Origin of the sequence: Geodermatophilus sp. FMUSA9-8, assembly GCF_037034165.1 — a bacterium.
GTDB lineage: Bacteria > Actinomycetota > Actinomycetes > Mycobacteriales > Geodermatophilaceae > Geodermatophilus > Geodermatophilus nigrescens.
The window spans coordinates 40,045-61,907 of sequence record NZ_JBAGKE010000002.1; the positions used below are offsets into that span (position 1 = coordinate 40,045).

29 protein-coding genes are annotated in these 21,863 nt (G+C 75.9%); 17 read left to right on the plus strand and 12 right to left on the minus strand.

Going from position 1 to position 21,863, the window contains the following annotated elements; genetic code table 11:
- Positions 1 to 29: 29 nt before the first annotated feature.
- Positions 30 to 647, plus strand: coding sequence for a dTDP-4-dehydrorhamnose 3,5-epimerase family protein (locus WA616_RS04420; protein ID WP_336027663.1), 618 nt, complete (start codon positions 30 to 32; stop codon positions 645 to 647).
- On the opposite strand, the gene WA616_RS04425 is transcribed toward WA616_RS04420, so the two are convergent.
- Positions 644 to 1,039, minus strand: a complete 396-nt coding sequence (locus WA616_RS04425; RefSeq protein WP_336027665.1) for a S26 family signal peptidase — start codon at positions 1,037 to 1,039, stop codon at positions 644 to 646. The two genes, WA616_RS04420 and WA616_RS04425, sit on opposite strands and share 4 nt — an antisense overlap.
- Before the next feature lie 51 nt (positions 1,040 to 1,090).
- On the opposite strand from WA616_RS04425, the gene sodN reads away from it, so the two are divergent.
- The 5 genes from sodN (at position 1,091) to WA616_RS04450 (ending at position 4,486) form a co-directional block, all read left to right on the plus strand.
- A complete protein-coding gene (gene sodN, locus WA616_RS04430) occupies positions 1,091 to 1,495 on the plus strand; it encodes a superoxide dismutase, Ni (RefSeq protein ID WP_073421650.1) in 405 nt (134 codons plus the stop codon).
- Positions 1,496 to 1,693: 198 nt separating this feature from the next.
- Entirely contained in the window at positions 1,694 to 2,371 is a 678-nt protein-coding gene (locus WA616_RS04435) for a phosphatidylserine decarboxylase (protein ID WP_073421649.1), read from the plus strand.
- A gap of 9 nt (positions 2,372 to 2,380) precedes the next feature.
- On the plus strand, positions 2,381 to 3,208 hold the full coding sequence (pssA, locus tag WA616_RS04440) for a CDP-diacylglycerol--serine O-phosphatidyltransferase (RefSeq protein ID WP_336027666.1): 828 nt from the start codon (positions 2,381 to 2,383) through the stop codon (positions 3,206 to 3,208).
- Positions 3,205 to 3,699, plus strand: a complete 495-nt coding sequence (locus tag WA616_RS04445; RefSeq protein WP_336027668.1) for a GNAT family N-acetyltransferase — start codon at positions 3,205 to 3,207, stop codon at positions 3,697 to 3,699. Before pssA ends, WA616_RS04445 begins: the two co-directional genes overlap by 4 nt.
- 4 nt (positions 3,700 to 3,703) lie before the next feature.
- Positions 3,704 to 4,486, plus strand: coding sequence for an HAD-IIA family hydrolase (locus WA616_RS04450; protein WP_217651295.1), 783 nt, complete (start codon positions 3,704 to 3,706; stop codon positions 4,484 to 4,486).
- A 23-nt stretch (positions 4,487 to 4,509) separates the two neighbouring features.
- Here WA616_RS04450 and WA616_RS04455 read toward each other — a convergent pair whose 3' ends face one another.
- Positions 4,510 to 4,983 (minus strand): hypothetical protein, encoded by a 474-nt coding sequence (locus WA616_RS04455; RefSeq protein ID WP_336027671.1) that lies wholly within the window; start codon positions 4,981 to 4,983, stop codon positions 4,510 to 4,512.
- An 82-nt stretch (positions 4,984 to 5,065) separates the two neighbouring features.
- On the opposite strand from WA616_RS04455, the gene WA616_RS04460 reads away from it, so the two are divergent.
- Positions 5,066 to 6,088, plus strand: a complete 1,023-nt coding sequence (locus WA616_RS04460) for a diacylglycerol/lipid kinase family protein (RefSeq protein ID WP_336027672.1) — start codon at positions 5,066 to 5,068, stop codon at positions 6,086 to 6,088.
- Between the two features lie 444 nt (positions 6,089 to 6,532).
- Entirely contained in the window at positions 6,533 to 6,781 is a 249-nt protein-coding gene (locus WA616_RS04465; protein WP_073421644.1) for a WhiB family transcriptional regulator, read from the plus strand.
- Between the two features lie 63 nt (positions 6,782 to 6,844).
- Here WA616_RS04465 and WA616_RS04470 read toward each other — a convergent pair whose 3' ends face one another.
- Complete coding sequence (locus WA616_RS04470; protein WP_336027676.1) at positions 6,845 to 8,344, minus strand: sensor histidine kinase; 1,500 nt, start codon at positions 8,342 to 8,344, stop codon at positions 6,845 to 6,847.
- Positions 8,345 to 8,389: 45 nt separating this feature from the next.
- On the opposite strand from WA616_RS04470, the gene WA616_RS04475 reads away from it, so the two are divergent.
- Positions 8,390 to 8,908: a GNAT family N-acetyltransferase gene (locus WA616_RS04475; RefSeq protein WP_336027678.1), complete on the plus strand. Its 519-nt coding sequence runs from the start codon at positions 8,390 to 8,392 to the stop codon at positions 8,906 to 8,908.
- A gap of 3 nt (positions 8,909 to 8,911) precedes the next feature.
- Here the strand turns inward: WA616_RS04475 and WA616_RS04480 are convergent, their stop codons facing one another.
- Positions 8,912 to 9,136, minus strand: a complete 225-nt coding sequence (locus tag WA616_RS04480; protein ID WP_073421641.1) for a biotin/lipoyl-binding carrier protein — start codon at positions 9,134 to 9,136, stop codon at positions 8,912 to 8,914.
- Positions 9,137 to 9,204: 68 nt separating this feature from the next.
- Positions 9,205 to 10,254, minus strand: a complete 1,050-nt coding sequence (locus tag WA616_RS04485; protein WP_336027682.1) for a biotin carboxylase N-terminal domain-containing protein — start codon at positions 10,252 to 10,254, stop codon at positions 9,205 to 9,207.
- 182 nt (positions 10,255 to 10,436) lie between these two features.
- Here WA616_RS04485 and WA616_RS24450 point away from each other — a divergent pair, with 182 nt between their 5' ends.
- The gene (locus tag WA616_RS24450) at positions 10,437 to 10,511 is read left to right on the plus strand and encodes a 50S ribosomal protein bL37 (RefSeq protein ID WP_014377707.1); all 75 of its coding nucleotides are present in this window, start codon (positions 10,437 to 10,439) and stop codon (positions 10,509 to 10,511) included.
- A 59-nt stretch (positions 10,512 to 10,570) separates the two neighbouring features.
- Here WA616_RS24450 and rsrA read toward each other — a convergent pair whose 3' ends face one another.
- Entirely contained in the window at positions 10,571 to 10,894 is a 324-nt protein-coding gene (gene rsrA / locus WA616_RS04490; RefSeq protein ID WP_336027685.1) for a mycothiol system anti-sigma-R factor, read from the minus strand.
- Positions 10,891 to 11,598, minus strand: coding sequence for a sigma-70 family RNA polymerase sigma factor (locus WA616_RS04495; protein ID WP_073421638.1), 708 nt, complete (start codon positions 11,596 to 11,598; stop codon positions 10,891 to 10,893). Before WA616_RS04495 ends, rsrA begins: the two co-directional genes overlap by 4 nt.
- Positions 11,599 to 11,828: 230 nt before the next feature.
- Between WA616_RS04495 and ybaK the strand changes: the two genes are divergently transcribed.
- Positions 11,829 to 12,377 carry a Cys-tRNA(Pro) deacylase gene (gene ybaK, locus WA616_RS04500; protein WP_336027689.1) on the plus strand — a complete coding sequence of 183 codons (549 nt, stop codon included), beginning with the start codon at positions 11,829 to 11,831 and terminating at the stop codon, positions 12,375 to 12,377.
- Here the strand turns inward: ybaK and WA616_RS04505 are convergent.
- Together WA616_RS04505 and WA616_RS04510 are read right to left on the minus strand one after the other, a co-directional pair.
- On the minus strand, positions 12,356 to 13,837 hold the full coding sequence (locus WA616_RS04505) for a fused MFS/spermidine synthase (protein WP_336027691.1): 1,482 nt from the start codon (positions 13,835 to 13,837) through the stop codon (positions 12,356 to 12,358). The genes ybaK and WA616_RS04505 overlap by 22 nt on opposite strands.
- 83 nt (positions 13,838 to 13,920) lie before the next feature.
- Positions 13,921 to 14,667, minus strand: coding sequence for an SOS response-associated peptidase (locus WA616_RS04510; protein WP_336027693.1), 747 nt, complete (start codon positions 14,665 to 14,667; stop codon positions 13,921 to 13,923).
- A gap of 147 nt (positions 14,668 to 14,814) precedes the next feature.
- On the opposite strand from WA616_RS04510, the gene WA616_RS04515 reads away from it, so the two are divergent.
- The 4 genes from WA616_RS04515 (at position 14,815) to WA616_RS04530 (ending at position 19,078) form a co-directional block, all read left to right on the plus strand.
- Positions 14,815 to 16,278 carry an NAD-dependent succinate-semialdehyde dehydrogenase gene (locus WA616_RS04515; RefSeq protein WP_336027695.1) on the plus strand — a complete coding sequence of 488 codons (1,464 nt, stop codon included), beginning with the start codon at positions 14,815 to 14,817 and terminating at the stop codon, positions 16,276 to 16,278.
- 38 nt (positions 16,279 to 16,316) lie between these two features.
- Positions 16,317 to 17,612 (plus strand): 3-phosphoshikimate 1-carboxyvinyltransferase, encoded by a 1,296-nt coding sequence (gene aroA, locus WA616_RS04520; RefSeq protein WP_336027697.1) that lies wholly within the window; start codon positions 16,317 to 16,319, stop codon positions 17,610 to 17,612.
- Between the two features lie 143 nt (positions 17,613 to 17,755).
- Positions 17,756 to 18,628 (plus strand): ribosome small subunit-dependent GTPase A, encoded by an 873-nt coding sequence (gene rsgA / locus WA616_RS04525; protein ID WP_336027700.1) that lies wholly within the window; start codon positions 17,756 to 17,758, stop codon positions 18,626 to 18,628.
- Between the two features lie 9 nt (positions 18,629 to 18,637).
- Positions 18,638 to 19,078: a VOC family protein gene (locus WA616_RS04530; protein ID WP_336027702.1), complete on the plus strand. Its 441-nt coding sequence runs from the start codon at positions 18,638 to 18,640 to the stop codon at positions 19,076 to 19,078.
- Here the strand turns inward: WA616_RS04530 and WA616_RS04535 are convergent.
- The gene (locus WA616_RS04535) at positions 19,066 to 19,848 is read right to left on the minus strand and encodes a hypothetical protein (protein WP_336027703.1); all 783 of its coding nucleotides are present in this window, start codon (positions 19,846 to 19,848) and stop codon (positions 19,066 to 19,068) included. The two genes, WA616_RS04530 and WA616_RS04535, sit on opposite strands and share 13 nt — an antisense overlap.
- 92 nt (positions 19,849 to 19,940) lie before the next feature.
- Positions 19,941 to 20,477 carry a DUF2087 domain-containing protein gene (locus tag WA616_RS04540; protein ID WP_336027706.1) on the minus strand — a complete coding sequence of 179 codons (537 nt, stop codon included), beginning with the start codon at positions 20,475 to 20,477 and terminating at the stop codon, positions 19,941 to 19,943.
- Between the two features lie 53 nt (positions 20,478 to 20,530).
- On the opposite strand from WA616_RS04540, the gene WA616_RS04545 reads away from it, so the two are divergent.
- Both WA616_RS04545 and WA616_RS04550 read left to right on the plus strand, forming a co-directional pair.
- Positions 20,531 to 20,707, plus strand: a complete 177-nt coding sequence (locus WA616_RS04545; RefSeq protein WP_073421631.1) for a DUF2795 domain-containing protein — start codon at positions 20,531 to 20,533, stop codon at positions 20,705 to 20,707.
- A 22-nt stretch (positions 20,708 to 20,729) separates the two neighbouring features.
- Positions 20,730 to 21,539 carry an inositol monophosphatase family protein gene (locus WA616_RS04550; RefSeq protein ID WP_336027708.1) on the plus strand — a complete coding sequence of 270 codons (810 nt, stop codon included), beginning with the start codon at positions 20,730 to 20,732 and terminating at the stop codon, positions 21,537 to 21,539.
- A gap of 74 nt (positions 21,540 to 21,613) precedes the next feature.
- Here the strand turns inward: WA616_RS04550 and WA616_RS04555 are convergent, their stop codons facing one another.
- The gene (locus WA616_RS04555) at positions 21,614 to 21,793 is read right to left on the minus strand and encodes a hypothetical protein (RefSeq protein ID WP_336027709.1); all 180 of its coding nucleotides are present in this window, start codon (positions 21,791 to 21,793) and stop codon (positions 21,614 to 21,616) included.
- Positions 21,794 to 21,863: the final 70 nt, after the last annotated feature.

A 21,863-nucleotide genomic window follows, 5' to 3' on the forward strand; every position in this document is an offset into this window, starting at 1 on the left:
GCGCGCGGCGGCTCGCTACCGTGCCCGCCGTGGAGATCCGCGAGCTCGCCGTGCCGGACAGCTACGTGCTCGACCTGGTGCCGCACGGCGACGACCGCGGCCGGTTCACCGAGTGGTACCGCGCCGACGTGCTCGCGGCGGCCACCGGCTGGGCGCTGCCGCTCGCGCAGGCCAACCACAGCGTGTCGGCCCGCGGCGTGCTGCGCGGCGTGCACTTCGCGCTCGTCCCCCCGGGCCAGGCCAAGTACGTCTACTGCCCGGCGGGCCGGGTGCTCGACGTCGTCGTCGACGTGCGGGTCGGCTCCCCGACGTTCGGCGTCTCCGACTCCGTGCTGCTCGACGCCGCCGAGCCGCGCGCCGTCTTCCTCGCGGAGGGCCTGGGCCACGCGTTCCTCGCGCTGGAGGACGGCTCGTCGGTGACCTACCTGGTCTCCACCGGCTACTCCCCCGGCCGCGAGTTCGGCGTCTCGCCGCTGGACCCCGAGCTGGACCTGCCCTGGCCCGCGGACGTGGAGGTCCGCCTGTCGGACAAGGACCGCGCCGCGCCGACGCTGGCCGAGGCCCGCGCGCAGGGGACGCTACCCACGATGGAGCAGTGCACGGCCCACTACGCGCAGCTGCGCGCCGGGGGTCAGGCGGGCGGCTAGGCGGGCGGTTGGGCGGGCGGCTGGGCGGGCGGCGGCGGCGGCGGCCGCAGCCTCCCGGGCCGGGGGGACAGCCGGCCGACGACGCGGCCCACGGCGACGGCCGGCCCGAACGCCCGGCTGTCGTCGGTGACCAGCGGGTTGTCCCCGCGCACGTCGACGGCGCCGCCGTCGAGCAGCGCGTGCACCCGCTTGACGACGAGCAGGTCCGGCCGCGCGGGGAACCGCGCCAGGACGACGTCGCCGGGCGCCACCCGGCCCGCGCGCACCCGCCGGACGAGCAGCCGGTCGCCGTGCCGGACGGTCGGCGACATCGACGGGCCGCTCACCCGCGCCACCACCCACGCGCCGGCCAGCGGTGGGACGGGGCGCTCGCCGGGACGGGGGGTGATCACCGCGAGTAGGGTCGCAGACGACCCGATCCCGCGACATCCGGAGGAAGAGACATGCTGTTCAGCCGCGTGTTCTCCGCCGTGGAGGCCACCGCGCACTGCGACCTCCCCTGCGGTGTGTACGACCCGGCCCAGGCCCGCATCGAGGCGGAGTCCGTCAAGGCCATCCAGGAGAAGTACCAGGCCAACGAGGACCCGGCCTTCCGCACCCGCGCCATCCTGATCAAGGAGCAGCGGTCGGACCTGGTCAAGCACCACCTGTGGGTGCTGTGGACCGACTACTTCAAGCCGCCGCACTTCGAGAAGTACCCGCAGCTGCACGAGCTGTTCAACAAGGCGACCAAGCAGGCCGGCGCCGCCGGCGGCAAGGGCAGCATGGACCCGGCCGAGGGCCAGAAGCTGCTCGACTACATCGCCGAGATCGACAAGATCTTCTGGGAGACCAAGGCCGCGGCCTGACGAAGGACCCCCTCGCCCCCACCGCTCGCTGACGCTCGCGGCGGGACCCCACGAGGGGGCCGACGGCACGTCCCGACGGCCGGTGGGCACCCGCCCACCGGCCGTCGGCGTCCCCGCCCCCGGGCCGGCGGCGCGGACCGAGCGCGCCGGTGGCGGGTGCCCGGGCCCGCGGAGGGGCCCCGGTACCGTCGCACCTCGATGCGCATCGACCGGGCCGGGTGGCCCTTCATCACCGGACCCCTCGGCCCGGCCGCCGTGCTGGCCGCCGCCGGCGCGCGGACCGGACGCCGCTGGGCGCGTGTCGCCGCCTGGCCGTTCCTCGCGCTCTCGGCCTACATGCTGCTCTTCTTCCGCGACCCCGAGCGGCCCTGCGACCGCGTCGAGCCACCGGCCGACGTCGTCCTGTCCCCCGCCGACGGGATGGTCATGGTCGCCGGGGAGCCGCAGGAGGGCGTGGCGCCCGAGCCCGCGCCGCCGGGCGGCTGGCAGCAGGTCAGCGTCTTCCTCTCCGTCGTCGACGTGCACGTGAACCGCTCGCCCTACCGCGGTGAGGTGGTGGAGAGCTCCTACCGCAAGGGCAGCTTCCTGGCCGCCTACCGGGCGGAGTCGGCGCACCGCAACGAGCGCAGCGAGCTGTGGCTGCGGGACGGCGACCGGACCGTCGTCTTCCGCCAGCTCGTCGGGGTGCTCGCCCGGCGCATCGTCACCCGCACCGGCGTGGGGCAGCGGCTGGCCACCGGCGAGCGGTTCGGGCTGATGAAGTTCGGCTCGCGGATGGACGTCTTCCTCCCCGCCGAGTGCGAGATCACCGTGCGGAAGGGCCAGCGCGTGCGCGGCGGGGACACCGTCATCGCCCGCTGGCCCGCCGCCGGCTGAGGGCCCCCGGTGCCCAGTTCCGCGTCGGGCGAGGGCCGCGCGCCCACCCGGCGGCTCGCGACCGTCGAGTTCGTCCGCGGCTCGGTCCGGGGCAGCCGCCGCCGGGCCCTCGCCACGCTCCCCAGCCTGTTCACCCTCGGCAACATGATGTGCGGCTTCGCCGCGATCCTGGTGTCGATCCGCGGGCAGTTCTCCCTCGCCGCGGTGCTCATCGGCCTGTCGGTGCTCTTCGACATCGCCGACGGCGCGGTGGCCCGGCTGGTCCGCGCGGTCAGCGCCTTCGGCCTGCAGTTCGACTCGCTCGCCGACCTCGTGTCCTTCGGCCTGGCCCCGGCGCTGCTGGCCTTCACGCTGTTCTCCGAGGGCCGCGACGAGTGGGACCCGCTGGGCTGGGTCGTGTGCTTCCTGTGGGTGGCGTGCGCGGCGATCCGGCTGGCCCGCTTCAACACCACGGTCGACCCGACGGCCGACAAGCGGTACTTCACCGGCATGCCCAGCCCCGGCGCGGCCGGCGTCGTGCTGGCCTCGGTGTTCGCCTTCGGCGACCAGATGCAGGGCCGCGACCGGCTGTGGGTGCTGCTCATCGTCGCCGTCCCGGCGCTGCTGATGGTCAGCACCGTCCGGTTCCGCTCGTTCCGGTCGCTGGTGAGCCCGAAGAGCGGCCGCCCCTACGGGCTGGTCGCCGCCGCCGTCGCGCTCGTCGTCGGCTTCGTCACCGTCCCGGTGGTCACCGGCTGCGTGCTGGCCTACGGCTACCTGCTCGCGCCGGTGCTCAACCCGGTGCTGTCCCCGCTCGGCCGGCTGGTCCCGGAGCGGGTGCGGGAGGTGCTCACGTGACCGTCCGCCGCATCGAGCCCGGCGACGTCGCCGCCGTCGTCGGCCTGGTGCGGGAGCTGGCCGAGTACGAGGAGTCCGCGCACGAGGTGCGGCTCACCGAGGAGCAGCTGTCCGGCGCGCTGTTCGGCGACTCCCCCGCCCTGTTCGGTCACGTGGCCCTCGGCCCGGACGGCGCCGTCGTCGGCACCGCCCTGTGGTTCCTCAACTTCTCCACCTGGCGCGGCACGCACGGCATCCACCTCGAGGACCTGTACGTGCAGCCGCGGCACCGCGGGACGGGCCTCGGGCGGGAGCTGCTGCGCACGCTGGCGGCCACCTGCGTCGAGCGCGGCTACGACCGGCTGGAGTGGTCGGTCCTCGACTGGAACGAGCCCTCGATCGCCTTCTACCGGGCGGCGGGCGCGGTGCCGATGGACGGGTGGACGGTCTTCCGGCTCACCGACGACGCCCTGACCGGCTTCGCGGCCGATCGGCGCGGTACGGCAGGCTGAGCGCGTGACGATCGAGCGCGGGCCCGCCGAGTGCTGGCTCACCGACATGGACGGCGTCCTCGTGCACGAGGGTCAGGCGCTGCCGGGGGCGGCGGAGTTCCTCGCCCGGCTGGTGGAGCGGCGGCGCCGCTTCCTCGTCCTCACCAACAACTCGATCTTCACGCCGCGCGACCTCGCCGCCCGGCTGTCGCGGTCGGGCCTGCAGGTGCCCGAGGAGTCGATCTGGACGTCGGCCCTGGCGACGGCGGACTTCCTCGCCACCCAGCTGCCCGGCGGCTCCGCCTACGTCATCGGCGAGGCCGGCCTGACGACGGCGCTGTACGAGGCCGGCTACACCCTCACGGACACCGCGCCCGACTTCGTCGTGCTGGGCGAGACCCGCACCTACTCGTTCGAGGCGATCACCCGGGCGATCCGGCTGGTCGACGCGGGCGCCCGGTTCATCGCCACGAACCCCGACGTCACCGGCCCCTCTCCGGAGGGCCCGCTGCCCGCCACCGGGTCGGTGGCCGCGCTGATCACCGCCGCCACCGGCGCCAAGCCCTACTTCGTCGGCAAGCCCAACCCGATGATGTTCCGCAGCGCCATGAACCGCATCGAGGCGCACTCGGAGACCACCGTGATGATCGGCGACCGCATGGACACCGACGTCGTGGCCGGCATCGAGGCGGGCCTGGAGACGTTCCTCGTGCTCACCGGCTCCACGACGGCGGCCCAGGTGGCGCAGTTCCCGTTCCGGCCGAGCCGGGTGCTCGACTCGATCGCCGACGTCGTCGACCTGGTCTGACGGCCCGCGCCGGCGGTCAGCGGTCAGCGGTCGAGGAACGCCAGCCGCGCCTCGGGGGTGGCCAGCAGGTACAGCTCGGTCAGCGCCAGCACGATGAGCGGGATGCCGAGCAGCGGCTGGCCGCCGGGGAACGCGGTGCTGTAGCCGAACAGGCCGAGCAGCAGCTGCAGGACGACGACCGGGCCGCGGGACCACCCCGCCAGCCGGCGCAGCCCCGCCGCGGCGAAGGCCAGGGCGACGCCGAAGAGGGCCACGTAGACGACCTCGGCCAACGCCCGGCCGACGCTGTCGGGGTCGCTGGTGAGGGTCAGCCAGAGGATCACCAGCGCGCCGCCGAGCAGCAGCGCGGCCTCGACGGCGGCCACCAGCGCCGCGCGCCGCACCGCCGGCGGGGCCTCGGGCGCGGGCGGCCGGGGCGGGCGCGACGAGGGCTGCGCGGCGCCGCCGAAGAGCCGTTCGGCCCGGCCGGGGCGGCGCGGGGTGTCCTCCTCCGTCACACGAGCGAGGCTACGCGTCAGCAGGAACGCACCGGCCGCGTCCGTGCCGGTCAGCGGCCCGTGTGCTGGTTAGCCTGACCACATGCGTGCGCTCGTGGTGGCCAACCCCGCGGCGACGACGACGAACGGCCGGGTCCGCGACGTGCTCGTTGGCGCGCTGGCCAGCGAGCTGAAGGTCGACCTCGCGGAGACCACCCACCGCGGGCACGCCCGCGAGCTCGGGCACCAGGCGCTGGCCGAGGGCTTCGACGTCGTCGTCGCGCTGGGCGGCGACGGCACCGTCAACGAGGTCGTGAACGGCCTGCTGACCGACGGCCCGGGCGCGCACGTGCCCACCCTCGCCGTCGTCCCCGGGGGCTCCACCAACGTGTTCTCCCGGGCGCTGGGCCGCTCCCGCGACCCGGTCGAGGCGACCGGCGAGATCCTCGACGCGCTGCGCGCCGGCCGGACGCGGCGGGTGTCGCTGGGCACCGCCCGCGCCACCGGCACGAGCACCACCCCGGCACGCGGCGTCGACGAGCGCGTCGCCGTGGCCGCCGCCGAGGCCGGCGCGGCCGAGCACGACGGGTGGACCGAGCCGCGGTGGTTCGTCTTCGCCGCGGGCCTCGGCTTCGACGCCGACGTGATCGCCCGTGTGGAGGCGCAGCGGGCGCGCGGCCGGCGCTCGACCGGGGCGCTCTACGTCCGGGAGGCCACCCGCGCGTTCGTGCTCGGCCGCGAGCGGCGGCGCCCGGCGATGACGCTGACCCGGCCCGGCGAACCCGACCTCGACGGGCTGTTCCTCTGCCTGGTCTCCAACGTGAGCCCGTGGACCTACCTGGGCGCCCGGCCGGTGAACCCCAGCCCGCAGGCCTCCTTCGAGACCGGGCTGGACGTGTTCGCCATGGGCCGGATGGGCGTCCTGCGGATGCTGCACCACTCCCGCCAGGTGCTCGCCCGCCGTCCCGACGCGCGCGGCCGCGGCGTGCACCGCCTGCACGACCTCGACGGGGTCACCCTCACCGCGTCCCGGCCGCAGGGCTGGCAGCTCGACGGCGACCACCTGGGCACCGCGACCGGCCTGCGCGTGCGCTCGGTGCCCTCGGCGCTGTCCGTCGTCGCCTGATCCCCGCGCCGGGCGTCCGGGCTCGCTGCTCGGCCCGGCCGCGGCCTCCCGCGGCCCTGTCCGACCTCGCGCCGCGGTGCCCGACCTCGCCCCGCAGCGCGGGGTCGGGCACCGTGTGGCGAGGTCCGCGCGGACGGGCGGCGGAGGGACGGCGGGCGTTCCTCACGCACGTCGCGGAGCGCCCGTCAACGACCCCGGTACCGCCGAGTGGCGGCCCTAGCACGCCCGTGGTGAGGTTGCTCACGCGGGGTCGACCCGAGACCCTCACGCGCTTGACACGCGGTCCTCAAGTGAAAACATCGCGAGAGGAAAGCAACCTGCCGGTAACAAACGGCAGGCGGTCGCTGGAACGAGGCGCTGGGCAACCGGTGTCGCGCCCGCGCGAGCGGCCCGTGGTCAGCGATCTGCACGCACAACGTAGTCGACACCGAGGAGTGCACCGACATGGACTGGCGCCACCGCGCCCTCTGCCGGGACGAGGACCCGGAGCTGTTCTTCCCCATCGGGACGACCGGCCCCGCCCTCGTGCAAGTCGAGCAGGCGAAGGCCGTGTGCCGTCGCTGCTCCGTCGTGGAGTCCTGCCTCGACTGGGCCCTGCGATCCGGCCAGGACTCGGGCGTGTGGGGCGGGCTCTCCGAGGACGAGCGGCGCGCGCTCAAGCGCCGCCAGTCCCGGACCCGCGTCCGCGCCTGACACACCCGCACCACCACGCCGCGAGGCCGGTTCCCCACCCGGGGGACCGGCCTCGCGGCCGTTTCAGCGGCGGTCGCGGCCGGCGTTGGGGAGCTCGAGCACGACCTCGGTGCCCGGACGGCCGGGCCCCGGCGGGTCGGCCGGGGTGGTGGCGTGCAGCGCGCCGCCGAGCTCGCTGGTGACCAGCGTCCGCACGATCTGCAGGCCCAGCCCCTCGCTGTGCGCCGGGTCGAACCCCTCGGGCAGCCCCTGGCCGTCGTCGCGCACCCGCACGACCAGATCGTCGCCGTCGCGCTCGGCCACCAGCTCGATCGAGCCGGGCGGGCCGTCGGCGGGGAACGCGTGCTCGGCGGCGTTCTGCAGCAGCTCGGTCACCGCCATGACCAGCGGCGTCGCCGTCGCCGCCGGCAGCTCACCGAAGCGCCCCACCCGCCGGGTGCGCGCCGCCGGGCCGATCGAGGTGAGGTCGCCGAGCATCGGCAGCACCTGGTCGATGACGTCGTCGACGTCGACCACGTCCTCCCGGCTGCCGGCCAGCGTCTCGTGCACGACGGCGATCGACGCCACCCGGCGCACCGACTCCTCCAGCGCAGCCCGCGCCGCCGGCTCGGTCATCCGGCGCGCCTGCAGCCGCAGCAGCGCGGCGACCGTCTGCAGGTTGTTCTTCACGCGGTGGTGGATCTCGCGGATCGTCGCGTCCTTGGTGAGCAGGGCCCGGTCGCGGCTGCGCAGGTCGGTCACGTCGCGCACCAGGACCAGCGCGCCCTCCTCCGCGCCCGGCGCCTGCAACGGCAGCGCCCGCACCAGCAGCACCGCCGAGGCCCCCTCGACGTCGGTGGGGTCGGGGAACCGTCCCGCCACGGCCGCGGTGATCCCCGCCGCGGCGGCCTCGCCGGCCACCCGGTCCCAGGCCGCCGACCGCGTCAGCCTCGCCAGGTCCGCCCCGACGAGGTCGCCGGTCACCCCGAGCCGCCGGTAGGCCGACAGGGCGTTGGGGCTGGCGTAGACGGCCCGCCCGGACGCGTCCAGGCGCACCAGCCCGTCGCCCACCCGCGGGCTCATCTCGGCGTCGAGCAGCTTCTCCGGCGGGAAGGTGCCCGCCGAGACCATGAGGCAGAGGTCGGCGGCGATGTCGAGGTAGGTGAGCTCCAGCGTCGACGGCGACCGGGTGACGGCCAGGTTGGTGTCCTTCGCCAGCACCGCGACGACGACGCCGTCGTGCCGCACGGGGATGATCTCCCGTCGGCGCGGCGCGGTGCCCGACCAGTCGACGTCGCCCTCGGTCACCGGGCGGCCCTCGCGGTGCGCCAGCCGGAACGCGTCGGCGCCGGGGCCGTCGACCTCGCTGCCCACCAGGTCCTCGGGCTGGCTGGTCGGCGCGGTGAGCGGCCGCACCTGCGCCACGCACCACCACGCGCCCGTGCGCAGGGGCACCCACAGCGTGAGGTCGGCGAAGGCCAGGTCGGCCAGCAGCTGCCAGTCGGCCACCAGGCGCCGGGCGTGGTCGACCTGCGAGGGGGCGGTCGCCGAGCCGCGGTGCAGGCGTTCGGAGAGGGTGCTCATGGTGCCCCCGAGCGTAGGTGGGGCCGCTGCCTAGGCTCGGCGGACGTGGCGCTCCCCTCCCCGCTCCCCTCCGCCGTGCCGTCCCCCGTGCGGGTCGAGGACGCCGTCCCCGCCGACTGGCCGCGCATCGCGGAGCTCACCGCCGGCGTCTACCGCGACGAGCGCCTCGCCTCCGACGAGTACCAGGCGGAGCTGGCCGACGTCGCCGGGCGGGCGGGCCGCTCGCAGCTGCTCGTAACCCGCGACGGCGGGGTCGTGGTGGGCGCGGTGGCCCTCGTGCTGAAGGGCGACTTCGGTGAGGTCACCGGCTCCGACGACGAGGCGGCGTTCCGCATGCTCGTCGTCGACCCCGCGGCCCGCGGGCGCGGCGTCGGCGAGGCGCTGGTGCGCACCTGCCTCGACCGGGCGCGGGCCGCCGGCAAGCGGCTCATGGTGCTCTCGACCGACCCGCGGATGACCGCCGCGCACCGCATCTACGGCCGGCTGGGCTTCACCCGGCTGCCGGAGCGCGACTGGAGCCCGCGCCCGGGCATCGACCTGCTGGTGTACGCGCTGGAGCTGTGAGCCTCAGGCGTCGCCGACGGTGGCGATGAGGTCGCCCTCCTGCAGCACCTCGCCCTCGACGACGTGCAGCTCCTGCACGACGCCGGCGCGCTCGGTGAGCACGGGGATCTCCATCTTCATCGACTCGAGGATCACCAGCGTGTCCCCCGCCGCGACCTCGGTCCCCGGCGCGACGAGGACCTTCCAGACGCTGGAGACCATCTCGGCGTGGATCTCCTCGACCGCCACGCGGCACCCCCTCGGCTCGGAGACCCCATCCAACCAGGCCGGGTACCCGGCGGCGGCGGGAGCGGGCCTCAGGCGCCCGGCGCCGGGTCGCCCGCGGCCAGCCGGTCGAGGACCGCGCACACCTCGGCGCCGTCGTGCGGGACGCCGGCGTCGGGGAGGTCCGACAGGGCCACACCGGCGGCGCGGGCCGCGGTGGCGGTGTCGGCCGCGCCGGCGCTGACGGTGGTCAGCAGCGCGTCGTACCAGGGGTCGAGGCGGTCGCCGGGGTCGTAGCCGCTGACCGCGACCAGCTCGGTCTCGCCGGCGGCGCCGCGCAGCCGCCCGGAGGCGGGCAGCCGGCCGGTGACCCGGCCGGCGCGCCCCGGCGCCAGCGTGGAGCGCAGCTGCACGGCGACGGCGGCCCGCGGCGGGTGCTCCTCGGCCGTGCGGCGGCGCGGCGCCCGGCGGCCCGCGGCGGTGGCCAGCGCCAGGTCGACGGCGTCGACGCGGTGCGCGCGTTCCAGGACGGCCATGTCGAGGGAGAACCCGGCCGCGACCTCGCCGAGCTCGCCGTCCTCGGAGACGCCGACGGTGACCAGCCCCCGCCAGCCGACGTCGACCAGCCGCTTCGCGCCCAGCGGCACCTCGCCGGCCGGGTCGGGCGTCCAGGACACGCGGGCGATGCCGGCGGCGCGGTCACGGGCGACCGCCGTCGGGTAGCGCAGGCCCTCCTCGGTGACCAGCGCCAGCAGGCCGTGCTCGCTGGCGGGCTCCACGCCGTCGCCGCCGAGCCGCTCGAGCACCTCCGCCGGCGGCCCGACCCAGGTCAGCCCGGCGGCGGCGACCTCGGCGGCCAGCGACGCGTTGCCGGCCAGCGCCGGCGGCACGGGCAGCACCGCGCCCGCGCCGCTGCGGCGGGCGGCCTCGACCACCCGGTCGACGGCGAGGTAGGACTCCGCCGCCGGCGCGGGGCCCAGCAGCACGGCGTCGTCGGCCAGTCGGACGTGCCGGGCGCTGCGCTCGGCCTCGGAGTAGACGGCCACCGCCTTGACCCCGAGCCGGGAGCAGGCCGCGATCACCGCACAGGCCGCGGGGCCCCGCCCCGCCACGAGCACGCTCTCGATCCCGTGCTGCGCCACGCTCCGGTCCTCCCCGTCCCGAGCCGGGTCCCCGTCGTCCCGGCTGCCCTCATCGTGCCCTCCGCCCCCGACACCCGCCGCACCGGCCGGGGCGCTCTCCCCCGCCTGTGGGACCCTGGGGGCAGACCCGGCGGTCGCCTCCCGGCGCACCGCGACCCGACGACGGAGGAAGGAGGGCAGCGATGTCCAAGCGCGGACGCAAGCGTCGCTCCCGCAAGGGGAACAAGGCCAACCACGGCAAGCGCCCCAACGCCTGAGCGCGAACGCAGCAGCGCCCCGCACCGGAGTCCGGTGCGGGGCGCTGTCGCGTGCGGGGTCAGTCCTCGAGGTCGGCCCGGACCACCTCGGTGCTCACCTGCTCGACGCTGACGTGCGTGCCGTCCTCGTCGAAGGAGACCGTGGTCAGCTGCAGCTTGATCCGGTCGCGCAGGCCCAGCGGCGTGGGGTCGCCCCCGCAGCGGCGGCGGACCAGCGCCTTGAACTCCTGCTCGATGCCGAACTGCCGCAGGCACGGCGAGCAGTCCTCGAGGTGCTCGGCGATGACGGCCCGGCGGGCGTCGTCGGTCTCGTGGTCGAGGAACTCGAAGACGTGCGAGAGGACGTCGTCGCAGGAGGTGGCGTGCTCGTGGTCGGTGGTCACGACCGGCCCTCCTCGGCGGCGCCGGCGCGGACGAAGCCGCGCTCGCGGGCGTAGTCGGCCAGGAGCTTCTGCAGGCCCCGCCGGCCGCGGTGCAGCCGGGACATCACCGTGCCGATGGGCGTGCCCATGATCTCGGCGATCTCCTTGTAGGCGAAGCCCTCGACGTCGGCGAGGTACACCGCCAGGCGGAAGTCCTCCGGCAGCTGCTGCAGGGCCTCCTTGATGTCGGAGTCCGGCAGGTGGTCCAGCGCCTCGATCTCGGCCGACCGCAGCCCGCTGGAGCTGTGCTCCTCGGCGGCGTACAGCTGCCAGTCCTGCACCTGGTCGGTGGGGTACTGCTGCGGCTGACGCTGCTTCTTGCGGTAGCTGTTGATGTAGGTGTTGGTCAGGATCCGGTACAGCCAGGCCTTGAGGTTCGTGCCCTCGGCGAACTGGTGGAACGCGGAGTAGGCCTTGACGAAGGTCTCCTGGACCAGGTCCTCGGCATCGGCGGGGTTGCGGGTCATCCGCAGCGCCGCCGGGTAGAGCTGGTCGAGGTAGGGCAGCGCGTCGCGCTCGAAGCGGGCGTCGCGCTCGGCCCGGGTCTCGGCGACCTCGGTGCGGCTGCCGCCCTCGCGGGCCTCCGGCACCTCCACCGGCGCCCCCGGGACCTGCGTCTCGACGGGCTCGACGGCGGGGTTCCCGCCCGCGGACTCCTCAGGCACCGACCGTCCTCTCTGCGGCGCCCGGGTGCGGGCGACCACGTCAGACGATCCTAGTCGCGCGGCGTCGGGCCGGCCCGGGGGCCGCCGGCGCGAGGCCCGCGTGCGGGCGAGGGAGACGGTGCTGCTCACGGTCGCTGCAACGGTCGTCCCGGGGGCGTCATTCCCCGCCGGGCTCCCCACCTGCGGAACCCGGCGGCGCCGCGGGGAGGCGCTGACTACGCTGCCCGGCCGTGGCGGCGACCCCCGCGGTGCGGGCTCTGGAGAAGGCCGGCGTGGCGCACACGCTGCACCCCTACGACCCGGAGCACCCCTCCGACCAGGGGCACGGCGAGGCCGCGGTGGCCGCGCTGGGCGCCGACCCGCGCCAGGTGTTCAAGACGCTGGTCACCCGCGTCGACGGCGTCCTCACCGTCGCAGTCGTCCCGGTGGCCGGCACCCTCGACCTCAAGGCGCTCGCCACCGCGGCCGGCGGGCGGAAGGCCGCGATGGCCGACCCCGCCGACGCCGAGCGGACCACCGGCTACGTGCTGGGCGGGATCAGCCCGCTCGGCCAGCGCAAGGCGCTGCCGACCGTGGTCGACGACTCGGCGCTGGGGTTCGCGACGGTCATGGTGAGCGCCGGCCGCCGCGGCCTGCAGGTGGAGCTGCCGCCGGCCGAGCTGGTGCGCCTCACCCGTGCCCGCACCGCGCCGATCGCGAAAGGACCCCTCGCCCCCCACCACTCGCACGCTCGCGGCGGGCCCCTGCGCGGGGCCGACTACGAGTCCGGGGCGCCGTAGGGGGTGAGCAGCTGGTCGACCGGCGCGGCGTCGTCGGTGAGCACCCGGGCGTCGCCGGCGAAGGCGGCCACCTCGTCGGCCGAGGCCACCTGCCACGTGGAGTCCTGGGCCAGCAGGGCCTCGGCCAGCGCGGCCTCGTCGAGCGGCCGGTGCGACGCGACGGCGACCAGGTTGCCGCCGTCCTCCCCCGCCAGCACCGGCGCCCGGGCCAGCAGCAGCACGGACGGCCACACCTCGCGCATGGTGGCCAGCTCCGCGCGGACGAACGACAGCGGCGGGTGGTCGATGAGGTTGGCGACGTAGACGCCGTCGTCGGTGAGCGCGCGGTCGACCAGCCCGAGCGCCTCCACGGTGGTCAGCTGCCACGGGACCGACAGCCCGCCGAACGCGTCGCCGACGACGAGGTCGCGGGTGCCGGCGTCCTCGTCGGCCAGCCCCACCCGCGCGTCGCCGACCCGCACCTCGAGCACCGCGGACTCCTCGAGCCCGAGCCGCTCGCGGTCGATCTCGACGACGCCGGGGTCGACCTCCAGCACCCGGCTCGTGGTGCCCGGCCGCACCTCGGCGAGGTAGCGCGGCACCGTGGCCCCGCCGCCGCCGAGGTGCAGCGCCGACAGCGGCTGCCCGGCCGGGGCGAGGACGTCGGTGACCGCGGCGATCGCGCGGACGTACTCGAACTCCAGGTACGTCGGGTCGGCGAGGTCGACGTAGCTGTGCCGCAGCGTGTCGAGCACCAGCACCCGGCCGGTCTCGCGCTCGGGGTCGGCCACCACGCGGGCGCAGTGGTACGCGGTCTCCTCCTCGCACGGCGTGGGCGCGACCGCGGCCAGCAGCGAGCCGGCCACCGCGAGCAGCAGCAGCGCCGCCGGCAGCCGCCCGGCGCCGGCGGGGGCCGAACGGCGCAGCAGCACGAACACCGCGATCCCGGCGAGCACGGTGACCAGCCCGGTGCCCACGAGGATGCCGCTGCTCGGGAACACCGCGACCAGCACGAACCCGGTGGCGAAGGTGGCCGCGATCCCGCCGAGCGTGCCGATGCCCGACAGCTTCCCGACCACCGCGCCGGTCTCGGCCAGCGAGGCCAGCTGCAGCTTGACCACCATCGGCGGCACCGCCGACAGCAGCGCCGCGGGCACCACCACGGCCACGGCGGCCAGCAGCAGCACGCTCCCGGCGTCGGCGCCGGTGAGGAACGACCCGGCGAAGCGCACCAGAGGCAGGACGGCGACCACCAGCGCGCCGCCGGCCACCAGCAGCGGCGCGATGAGCTGCCGGGGGTCGCGCCGGTCGGCGGTGGCACCGCCGGCCCACGCGCCGATCGCGATGGCGGCCAGCGCGAAGCCGATGACGGCGGTGTTGGTCTGCAGCGTGATGCCGACGTAGGGCGCGATCAGCCGCAGCCCGACGATCTCGAGCACCAGCACCGCCCCGGAGGACAGGAAGGTGACCCCGGCGGCCACCCACCCGGGCAGCGCGGCGCCGGCCGGAGCGGGCGGGTCGGTCGACGGGACGGCGGGCGCGCGCTCGCTCAGGGCAGGTCTCCTCAGAAGAGCGCCGGCTGGTCGGCGGGGGCGCTGGTGCCCTCCACCCGGGTCAGCAGCTCGGTGCCGTTGTTGCGGACGTTGTTCACCGCGGTGCCGACGGGGCGCAGCTCCAGCGCCTCGACGACCTCCGGCGGGGTCGGCTCGGTGAGCGCCTCGACGTCGTCGCGGGACGGGTCGAGCCAGTCGGCCCAGCGCTCGCGGGGCAGCACCAGCGGCATCCGGTCGTGGATGTCGGTGAGCGCCCCGACGGCGGGGGCGGTGACCACGGTGCAGGTGTAGAGGCGGTCCTCGCCCTTCCCCCACACCTCGTACAGCCCGGCCATGGCGAGCGTCGACCCGTCGGCCGGGTGGATGAAGAAGGGCTGCTTGCCCGGGGAGTCGAGCCGCTTCTGCCACTCGTACCAGCCGTCGGCCGGCACCAGGCAGCGCCGGGAGCGGGCGGCCGAGCGGAAGGCCGGCTTCTCGGTGAGCGACTCGACGCGGGCGTTGAGCAGCCGGTTGCCGATCGAGGCGTCCTTGGCCCACGAGGGCACCAGGCCCCAGCGCACCGCCCGCAGCTCGCGGTGCCCGGCGCCGGTGGGGCTGCCCTCGGCGTCGCGCTCCCGCTTGGTGCGGACGACGTACACGTCCTTGGTGGGCGCGACGTTGAAGTCGGCCCGCAGCGGCTCCTGCCCCTCGGCGGGGACGGCCTCGAACTCGACCACGAGGTCCTCGGGACGGCGGCTGGCGGCGTAGCGACCACACACGGCTGGTCCTCCCGGCGGCTGTCGGGCCCGGACGGCGGGCCCGTCGCACCCGACTCTAGGTGGGGGGACCGACGGCGCGACTGCCCCGGGCGGCCGCGGGTAGGCCGGGGGTGGAGTCGACGCCGACGAGAGACGAGGATCACCCAGGTGACCGCCACCCAGAACCCCACGCACGAGCAGCCGAAGACCGCGAGCGAGTCCGCCGAGCGGCGCTACGCGACGGTCAACCCCTTCACCGGCCAGGTCGAGAAGGAGTTCGACTTCACGCCGACCGACGCCATCGACGGGATCGTCGGGAAGGCACACGCCGCCTACCAGGAGTGGCGGGAGCGGTCGGTGGAGGACCGCGCCGCCGTGGTCCGCCGCGCCGCCGAGCTGATGGACGAGCGGCGCGAGGAGCTCGCGTCGCTCATCACCACCGAGATGGGCAAGCGCCGCGACGAGGCGACCGGGGAGCTCTACCTGTGCTCGATGATCCTCAAGTACTACGCCGACAACGGCCCCGGCTTCCTCGAGCCCACGTCGATCACGCCGCTCATGGGCAAGGGCGAGGCGGTCGTGGAGACCCGGCCGGTCGGCGCCCTGCTGGCCATCGAGCCCTGGAACTACCCCTTCTACCAGGTGGTCCGCGTGGCCGGCCCCAACCTGGTGCTGGGCAACACCGTCATCCTCAAGCACGCCGAGATCACCCCGCAGTGCGCGGTGGCCATCGAGCAGCTGTTCACCGACGCCGGCGCGCCCGAGGGCGTCTTCACCAACACGTTCCTGCGCATCGAGGACGTCGAGCAGGTCATCGCCGACCCCCGCATCCAGGGCGTCACGCTGACCGGCAGCGAGCGGGCCGGCAGCGCGGTGGGCGCCCTCGCCGGCAAGCACCTCAAGAAGTCGGTGCTCGAGCTCGGCGGCAGCGACCCGTTCATCGTGCTCGACGCCGAGGACATGGCCGCCACGGTGAAGGCCGCGACCATGGGCCGGATGCAGAACACCGGCCAGGCCTGCACCGCCTCCAAGCGGCTGATCGTCACCGAGGAGAACTACGAGCCCTTCGTCGAGGGCCTGCGGCAGGCGTTCGGCACCTTCGCCCCCGGCGACCCGGCCGACAAGGCGACGTCGCTGGCCCCGCTGTCGAGCGAGCGCGCCGCGAAGGACCTGCACGCCCAGATCCAGGACGCCATCGACAAGGGCGCCACGGTCGTCACCGGCGGCGGGCGCCCCGACCACCCGGGTGCCTTCGTGGAGCCGACGATCCTCACCGACGTCACGCCGGAGATGCGCGCCTACCGCGAGGAGCTGTTCGGCCCGGCCGCCGTCGTCTACAAGGTGAAGGACGCCGACGAGGCGGTCGCGCTGGCCAACGACAGCGACTTCGGCCTCGGCGCCACCGTCATGAGCAGCGACGTCGACCGCGCCCGCGCGGTGGCCGAGCGGCTCGAGGCCGGCATGGTCTGGATCAACCAGCCCACCGGCTCCTCCCCCGAGCTGCCCTTCGGCGGGATCAAGCGGTCGGGTTACGGCCGCGAGCTCTCGGAGCTGGCGATGTTCGAGTTCGCCAACCGGCGGCTGGTCCGCACGGTGCCGGTGAAGAAGGCCGACCGCCCGGTCGGCGGCTGAGCGTGGGCGGCGTCGGCCGGGCCAGGCAGGATGGACCCGTGAGCCAGGTCTGGTCGACGCCGCACCGCAGCACCCCGGTCGACGCCGTGGTGGCGCTGCCCGGCTCGAAGTCGATCACCGCGCGGGCCCTGGTGCTCGCCGCGCTGGCCGACGGCCCGAGCCGGGTGGTGCGCCCGCTGCGCGCCCGCGACACCGACCTCATGGCCGCCGGGCTGCGGGCCCTCGGCGTGCGGGTCGACGAGGACGGCGCCGACTGGCTCGTCACCCCCGGCCCGCTCCGCGGCCCCGCCGAGGTCGACGCCGGGCTGGCCGGCACCGTGCTGCGCTTCCTGCCGCCGGTGGCCGCCCTCGCCGACGGCCCGGTGCGGCTCGACGGCGACCCGCGGCTGCGCGAGCGCCCGAACGCCGGGCTCATCGCCGCGCTGCGCGCCCTCGGCGTGGCGGTCGACGACGGCGGCCGCGGCCGGGCGCCGTTCACCGTGCACGGCACCGGCGGGGTCCGCGGCGGCGCGGTGACCGTCGACGCGAGCGAGTCCTCGCAGATCGTGTCCGGCCTGCTGCTGGCCGCCGCCCGCTTCACCGACGGGATCGACCTGGCGCTGGCCGGCGGGGTGCCGTCGATGCCGCACGTGGAGATGACCGTGGCCGCGCTGCGCGAGCACGGCGTCGACGTCGCGGCCACCGACCGCGGCTGGCGGGTGGCGCCCGGGCGCCTGGCCCCGCTGGACCGCGTCGTCGAGCCCGACCTGTCCAACGCCGCGCCGTTCCTCGCCGCCGCGCTGGTCACCGGCGGCCGGGTCACCGTGCCCGACTGGCCGGCGGCCACCACCCAGCCCGGCGCGCAGCTCGACGCGCTGCTGTCGCGGATGGGCGCCGAGGTGGAGCGCACCCCGGAGGGGCTGCGGGTCACCGGCACCGGCCGGATCGCGCCGCTGGTGGCCGACCTCGGCGACGTCGGCGAGCTGACCCCGGTGCTCGCCGCGCTGTGCGCGCTGGCCGACGGGACCTCCCGGCTCACCGGCATCGGGCACCTGCGCGGCCACGAGACCGACCGGCTGCAGGCCCTCGACGAGGTGCTCACCGCCGTCGGCGCGCGGGTCGAGCAGCTGCCCGACGGGCTGGTGGTCACCCCCGGCCCGGGCCGGGCCGCGCTCGTCGACTCCTACGCCGACCACCGCATGGTGCACGCCGCCGCCGTCCTGGGCCTCGCGATCGACGGCGTGCGGGTGTCCGGGCCCGAGGCGGTCACCAAGACGCTGCCGGACTTCCGGGAGCGCTGGGCGGCGATGCTCGGCGCCGACGTGTCCGGGGCTCCCGCCGGGGTGGGCACCTGAGCCCCCGCAGGCTCGACAGCCGGTCGGACGAGGACGACGTCCGGACGCGGCCGAGCCGGCGTGGCTCGCGGCCGCGCACCCGCACCCGCCCGGCGCACGGCGACGCCGTCCCGGGGCTCGTCGTCGCCGTCGACCGCGGCCGGATGACCGTCCGCGTCGAGGGCCCGGACGGTGCCCCCGTCGAGGTCACCGCGATGCGCGCCCGCGAGCTCGGGCGGCACGGCGTCGTCGTCGGCGACCGGGTGCGGCTCGTCGGCGACACCACCGGCCGCCCGGACACCCTGGCCCGGATCGTCGTCATCGAGGAGCGGGCGACCTCGCTGCGGCGCACCGCCGACGACACCGACCCCACCGAGCGGATCGTGGTGGCCAACGCCGAGCTGCTCGTCGTCGTCACCTCGGTGACCGACCCGGAGCCCGCGCTGGGCTTCCTCGACCGGTGCCTGGTGGCCGCCTTCGCCGGCGGCCTGCAGCCGCTGTTCTGCCTGACCAAGACCGACCTGGCCAGCGCGCAGCCGCTGCTGGACCGCTACGCCGGGCTCGACGTGGACGCGGTGCCGATGTCGCGCGAGGCGCCGCTGGAGCCGCTGCTCGACCGGATCGGCGGACGCACCAGCGTCTTCGTCGGGCAGTCGGGCGTGGGCAAGTCGACGCTGGTCAACCGGCTGGTGCCCGACGCCTTCCGGGCCACCGGCGACGTCAGCAAGATCGGCAAGGGGCGGCACACCTCGTCGTCGGCGGTGCTGTTCGACCTGCCCGGCGGCGGCACGGTCATCGACACCCCGGGCATCCGGTCGCTGGGGCTGGCGCACGTCACCGCCGACGACGTCGTCGCCGCCTTCGACGACCTCGCCGAGGCCGCGGTCGACTGCCCGCCCGGGTGCGGGCACTCGTCCGACGACCCCGACTGCGCGCTGGACGCCTGGGCCGCGGCCGGTCCCGACAACCGGGAGGAGCGGCTGGCCAGCGTGCGACGGCTGCTCGGCGCCGTCGGTCAGGTCGGCCCGGGGTACTAGGAGGTCACCGTGGAGCAGCAGGTCCACTTCCTCACCCTCGCCACCGCCGACCTCGACGCGGCGCGGCGGTTCTACGTCGAGGGCCTCGGGTGGACGCCGCTGCTCGACGTCCCCGGCGAGATCGTCTTCTTCCAGGTCGCGCCGGGCACGGTGCTGGCCTTCTTCGAGACGGGGAGCTTCGCCCGCGACCTCGGCACCGGCCCGGCGCGTCCGGAGGTGTCCGGGGTGACGCTGGCGCACAACGTCGCCGACCGGCCCGCCGTCGCCGCGCTGGCCGCCCGGATGGCCGCGCACGGCGGGACGGTGCTCACCCCGCCCGAGGAGGGCGCCTTCGGCGGCGTCTTCCACGCGCTGGTGCGCGACCCGAACGGCGTCGTCTGGGAGGTCGCGCACAACCCCGGCTGGTCCGTCGACCCCGACGGCACGGTGCGGCTGGCTCAGCCGGACTGACGGCCCGGAGCGGCTGCCGGACCCGGACCCGGGCCCGGCGGCCGGGGCAGCGGGACGAACAGGTCGTCGGCCATCGGCTCGTCGACGGCCTCGACCACCACCTCGTGGCCGTCGCCGGCGGAGGTGCCGTCGAGGGCCTCGACGAGGACGCAGACGCCGGTGCCGACGTCCAGCCGGATCCGGGAGGCGGTCGGGTACACGACGTCGCGCGCCTCCCCCCACTCGCGGCGGTCGACGTCCGGGTCGTGCAGCAGGGAGCAGCAGCTGCAGCGCGGCTCGTACGAGCCGGTCGTCGTGACGACGGCCTCCCAGGCGGGCCGGCCCCCGTGCTCGACCTCACGGACCGGGCCGATCTCCAGCGGCGGCCCCGCGGGCTCCCCGGTGTCCCGGTCGCGGCCGTCGGCGAACTCGACGGGGTCGAGCAGGGCGACGAAGCCGTAGTCCTGCCACATCGGGTCCTCGGCCTGCGCGCGGTCCCACGGGCGGACGGCGACCAGCCCGTCGGGGCGCCGGACCGGCTCCCCGGGCGGCTCGGGGGCCGGGGCGACCCCGCCCGCCCACGAGGTGAGCACGACGGTCCCGCTGCCGGGGGACTCGTGGACGACGTCCAGCAGGTCCCCGCCCAGGATCTCGACGCGCAGCCGGTCCGGGCGCCGCAGCCGGACCCGGACGGCGCCGCCGGACCGCCGGGTGCGGAGGGTGAACCGCAGCGTGCGGAACAGCCACGGCGAGGACCGGGCGAGCGCGCGGAGGTCGTCGGCGTCGGGCACGGGCGGGAGTGTGGCCCCCGGAGGACGGTCCTGTCCTGCGAGTACTCGTGCTCTGCCCCGCCCGGCGGGGCAGAGCACGACCCGCGCCGGGACTAGACGTCGACCCAGCCGCCGGAGCGCCAGTACTCCCCCGCGTCCCGCGACAGCAGCCCCTCGTCGACGAGGTACCGGCGCAGCGCCGCGGTGTCGGGGTGCCAGACCGCGAGCAGCGCGTTGACCTCCCGCTCGGGATAGCGGACGCCGACGTCGAACACGCGCACCACGTGCTCGAGCACCACGCGGCGCTTGCTCAGCTGGGCCGGGATGGTGGTCAGCCGGCCGTCGCGGATGAAGGAGGCGAGCACCGCGGACTCCGCCGGGTCGTCCGACAGCGGCTCGGCCGGCGGGGCGGAGGCGGCCGCGGCCCGCGCGGCGGCGCCGAACCGGTCGGTCAGCAGCTCGAGGCCGTGCCCGTCGCGGCGCACCAGCCCGGCGCGGGCCAGCCGGCGGGCGGCCAGCGCGACGTCCTTGAGCGAGAGCCCGGAAGCGTCGGCGACCTCCTCGATCGTCCCGGCGCCGAGCGCCAGCGCCGCCACCACCCTCAACCGGGTGGGGTCGGCCAGGAGCCCCACGATCGTCGCCGCCTCCACGCCCGCGACGGTATCCGCGCATCGACGGACGGGGGCGGGGGTAGCGGGACGCCATGGTGAGCCCGATCGACATCCAGAAGGCCCTCAAGGGCATCGAGTACCCGGCCAGCAAGGAGCAGCTCCTCGAGCACGCGAAGGGCGGCGACAAGGAGGTGCTCGACGCGCTGCAGAAGATCGAGGACCGCGAGTACGAGGGTCCCAGCGGCGTGAGCGCCGCGGTGTTCGACTGACGTCCCGCTAGGTTCGGTGCCCATGACACCGGGCCGGGACTTCACGGGGGACATGCACCTGGCGCACGTGCTGGCCGACCAGGCGGACTCCATCAGCATGGACCGCTTCAAGGCCCTCGACCTCGCCGTCGAGACCAAGCCGGACCTGACGCCGGTCACCGACGCCGACCGCGCGGTGGAGGAGCAGCTGCGGATCACCCTCGCCCGGGCCCGCACCCGCGACGCCGTGCTCGGCGAGGAGTTCGGCGTCACCGGGCACGGCCCGCGGCGCTGGGTGCTCGACCCCATCGACGGGACGAAGAACTTCGTCCGCGGCGTGCCGGTGTGGGCGACGCTCATCGCGCTGTTCGACGGCGACGAGGCGGTCGTGGGCCTGGTCTCCGCGCCCGCGCTCAACCGCCGCTGGTGGGCGGCCAAGGACGTCGGCGCGTGGACCGGCCGGCGGCTGGAGTCGGCCACGCGCTGCCGGGTGTCGGGCGTCTCCGACCTCGGCGACGCGAGCCTGTCCTACTCCAGCCTGTCCGGCTGGGAGGAGCGCGGCCTGCTCGACGGCTTCATCGGCCTCACCCGCGCGTCCTGGCGCACCCGCGCCTACGGCGACTTCTGGAGCTACGTGCTCCTGGCCGAGGGGGCGGTGGACGTGGCGTGCGAGCCGGAGGTCTCGCTGTGGGACCTCGCCGCGCTCGACGTCATCGTGCGGGAGGCCGGCGGCCGGTTCACCGACCTCACCGGCGTCCCCGGCCCGGCGGGCGGCAGCGCCCTGGCCACCAACGGTCTGCTGCACGACGCCGCGCTGGCGCACCTGCGGCTGCCCCCGGACGACGCGGCCTGACGCGCCGGCCCGCGACACGACGGCGGCCCCTCCCCGATTCGGGGAGGGGCCGCCGTCGTCTGCGGTGCGGAGGCCTACGGGCGCGGACCGCCCGTGCCGCGGCCGCCGGAGAACCGGCGGCGCGCGTCGTCGATGCGCGCCTTCGTCTTCGGGTCGCTCGCCAGCTTCTGGGCCTTGGCCGAGACCTGCTTGAGCGCCTGCTGGCCCTTCGGACTGCGGGCGAACTGGGCCACCTTGTCGAACACCGACGCCATGTCGGGTGCCTCCTCTCGCCGGGGCCCGCGGCTGGGCCCGCTCGTCGAGGTCAACGGATGCCCCGCCCCC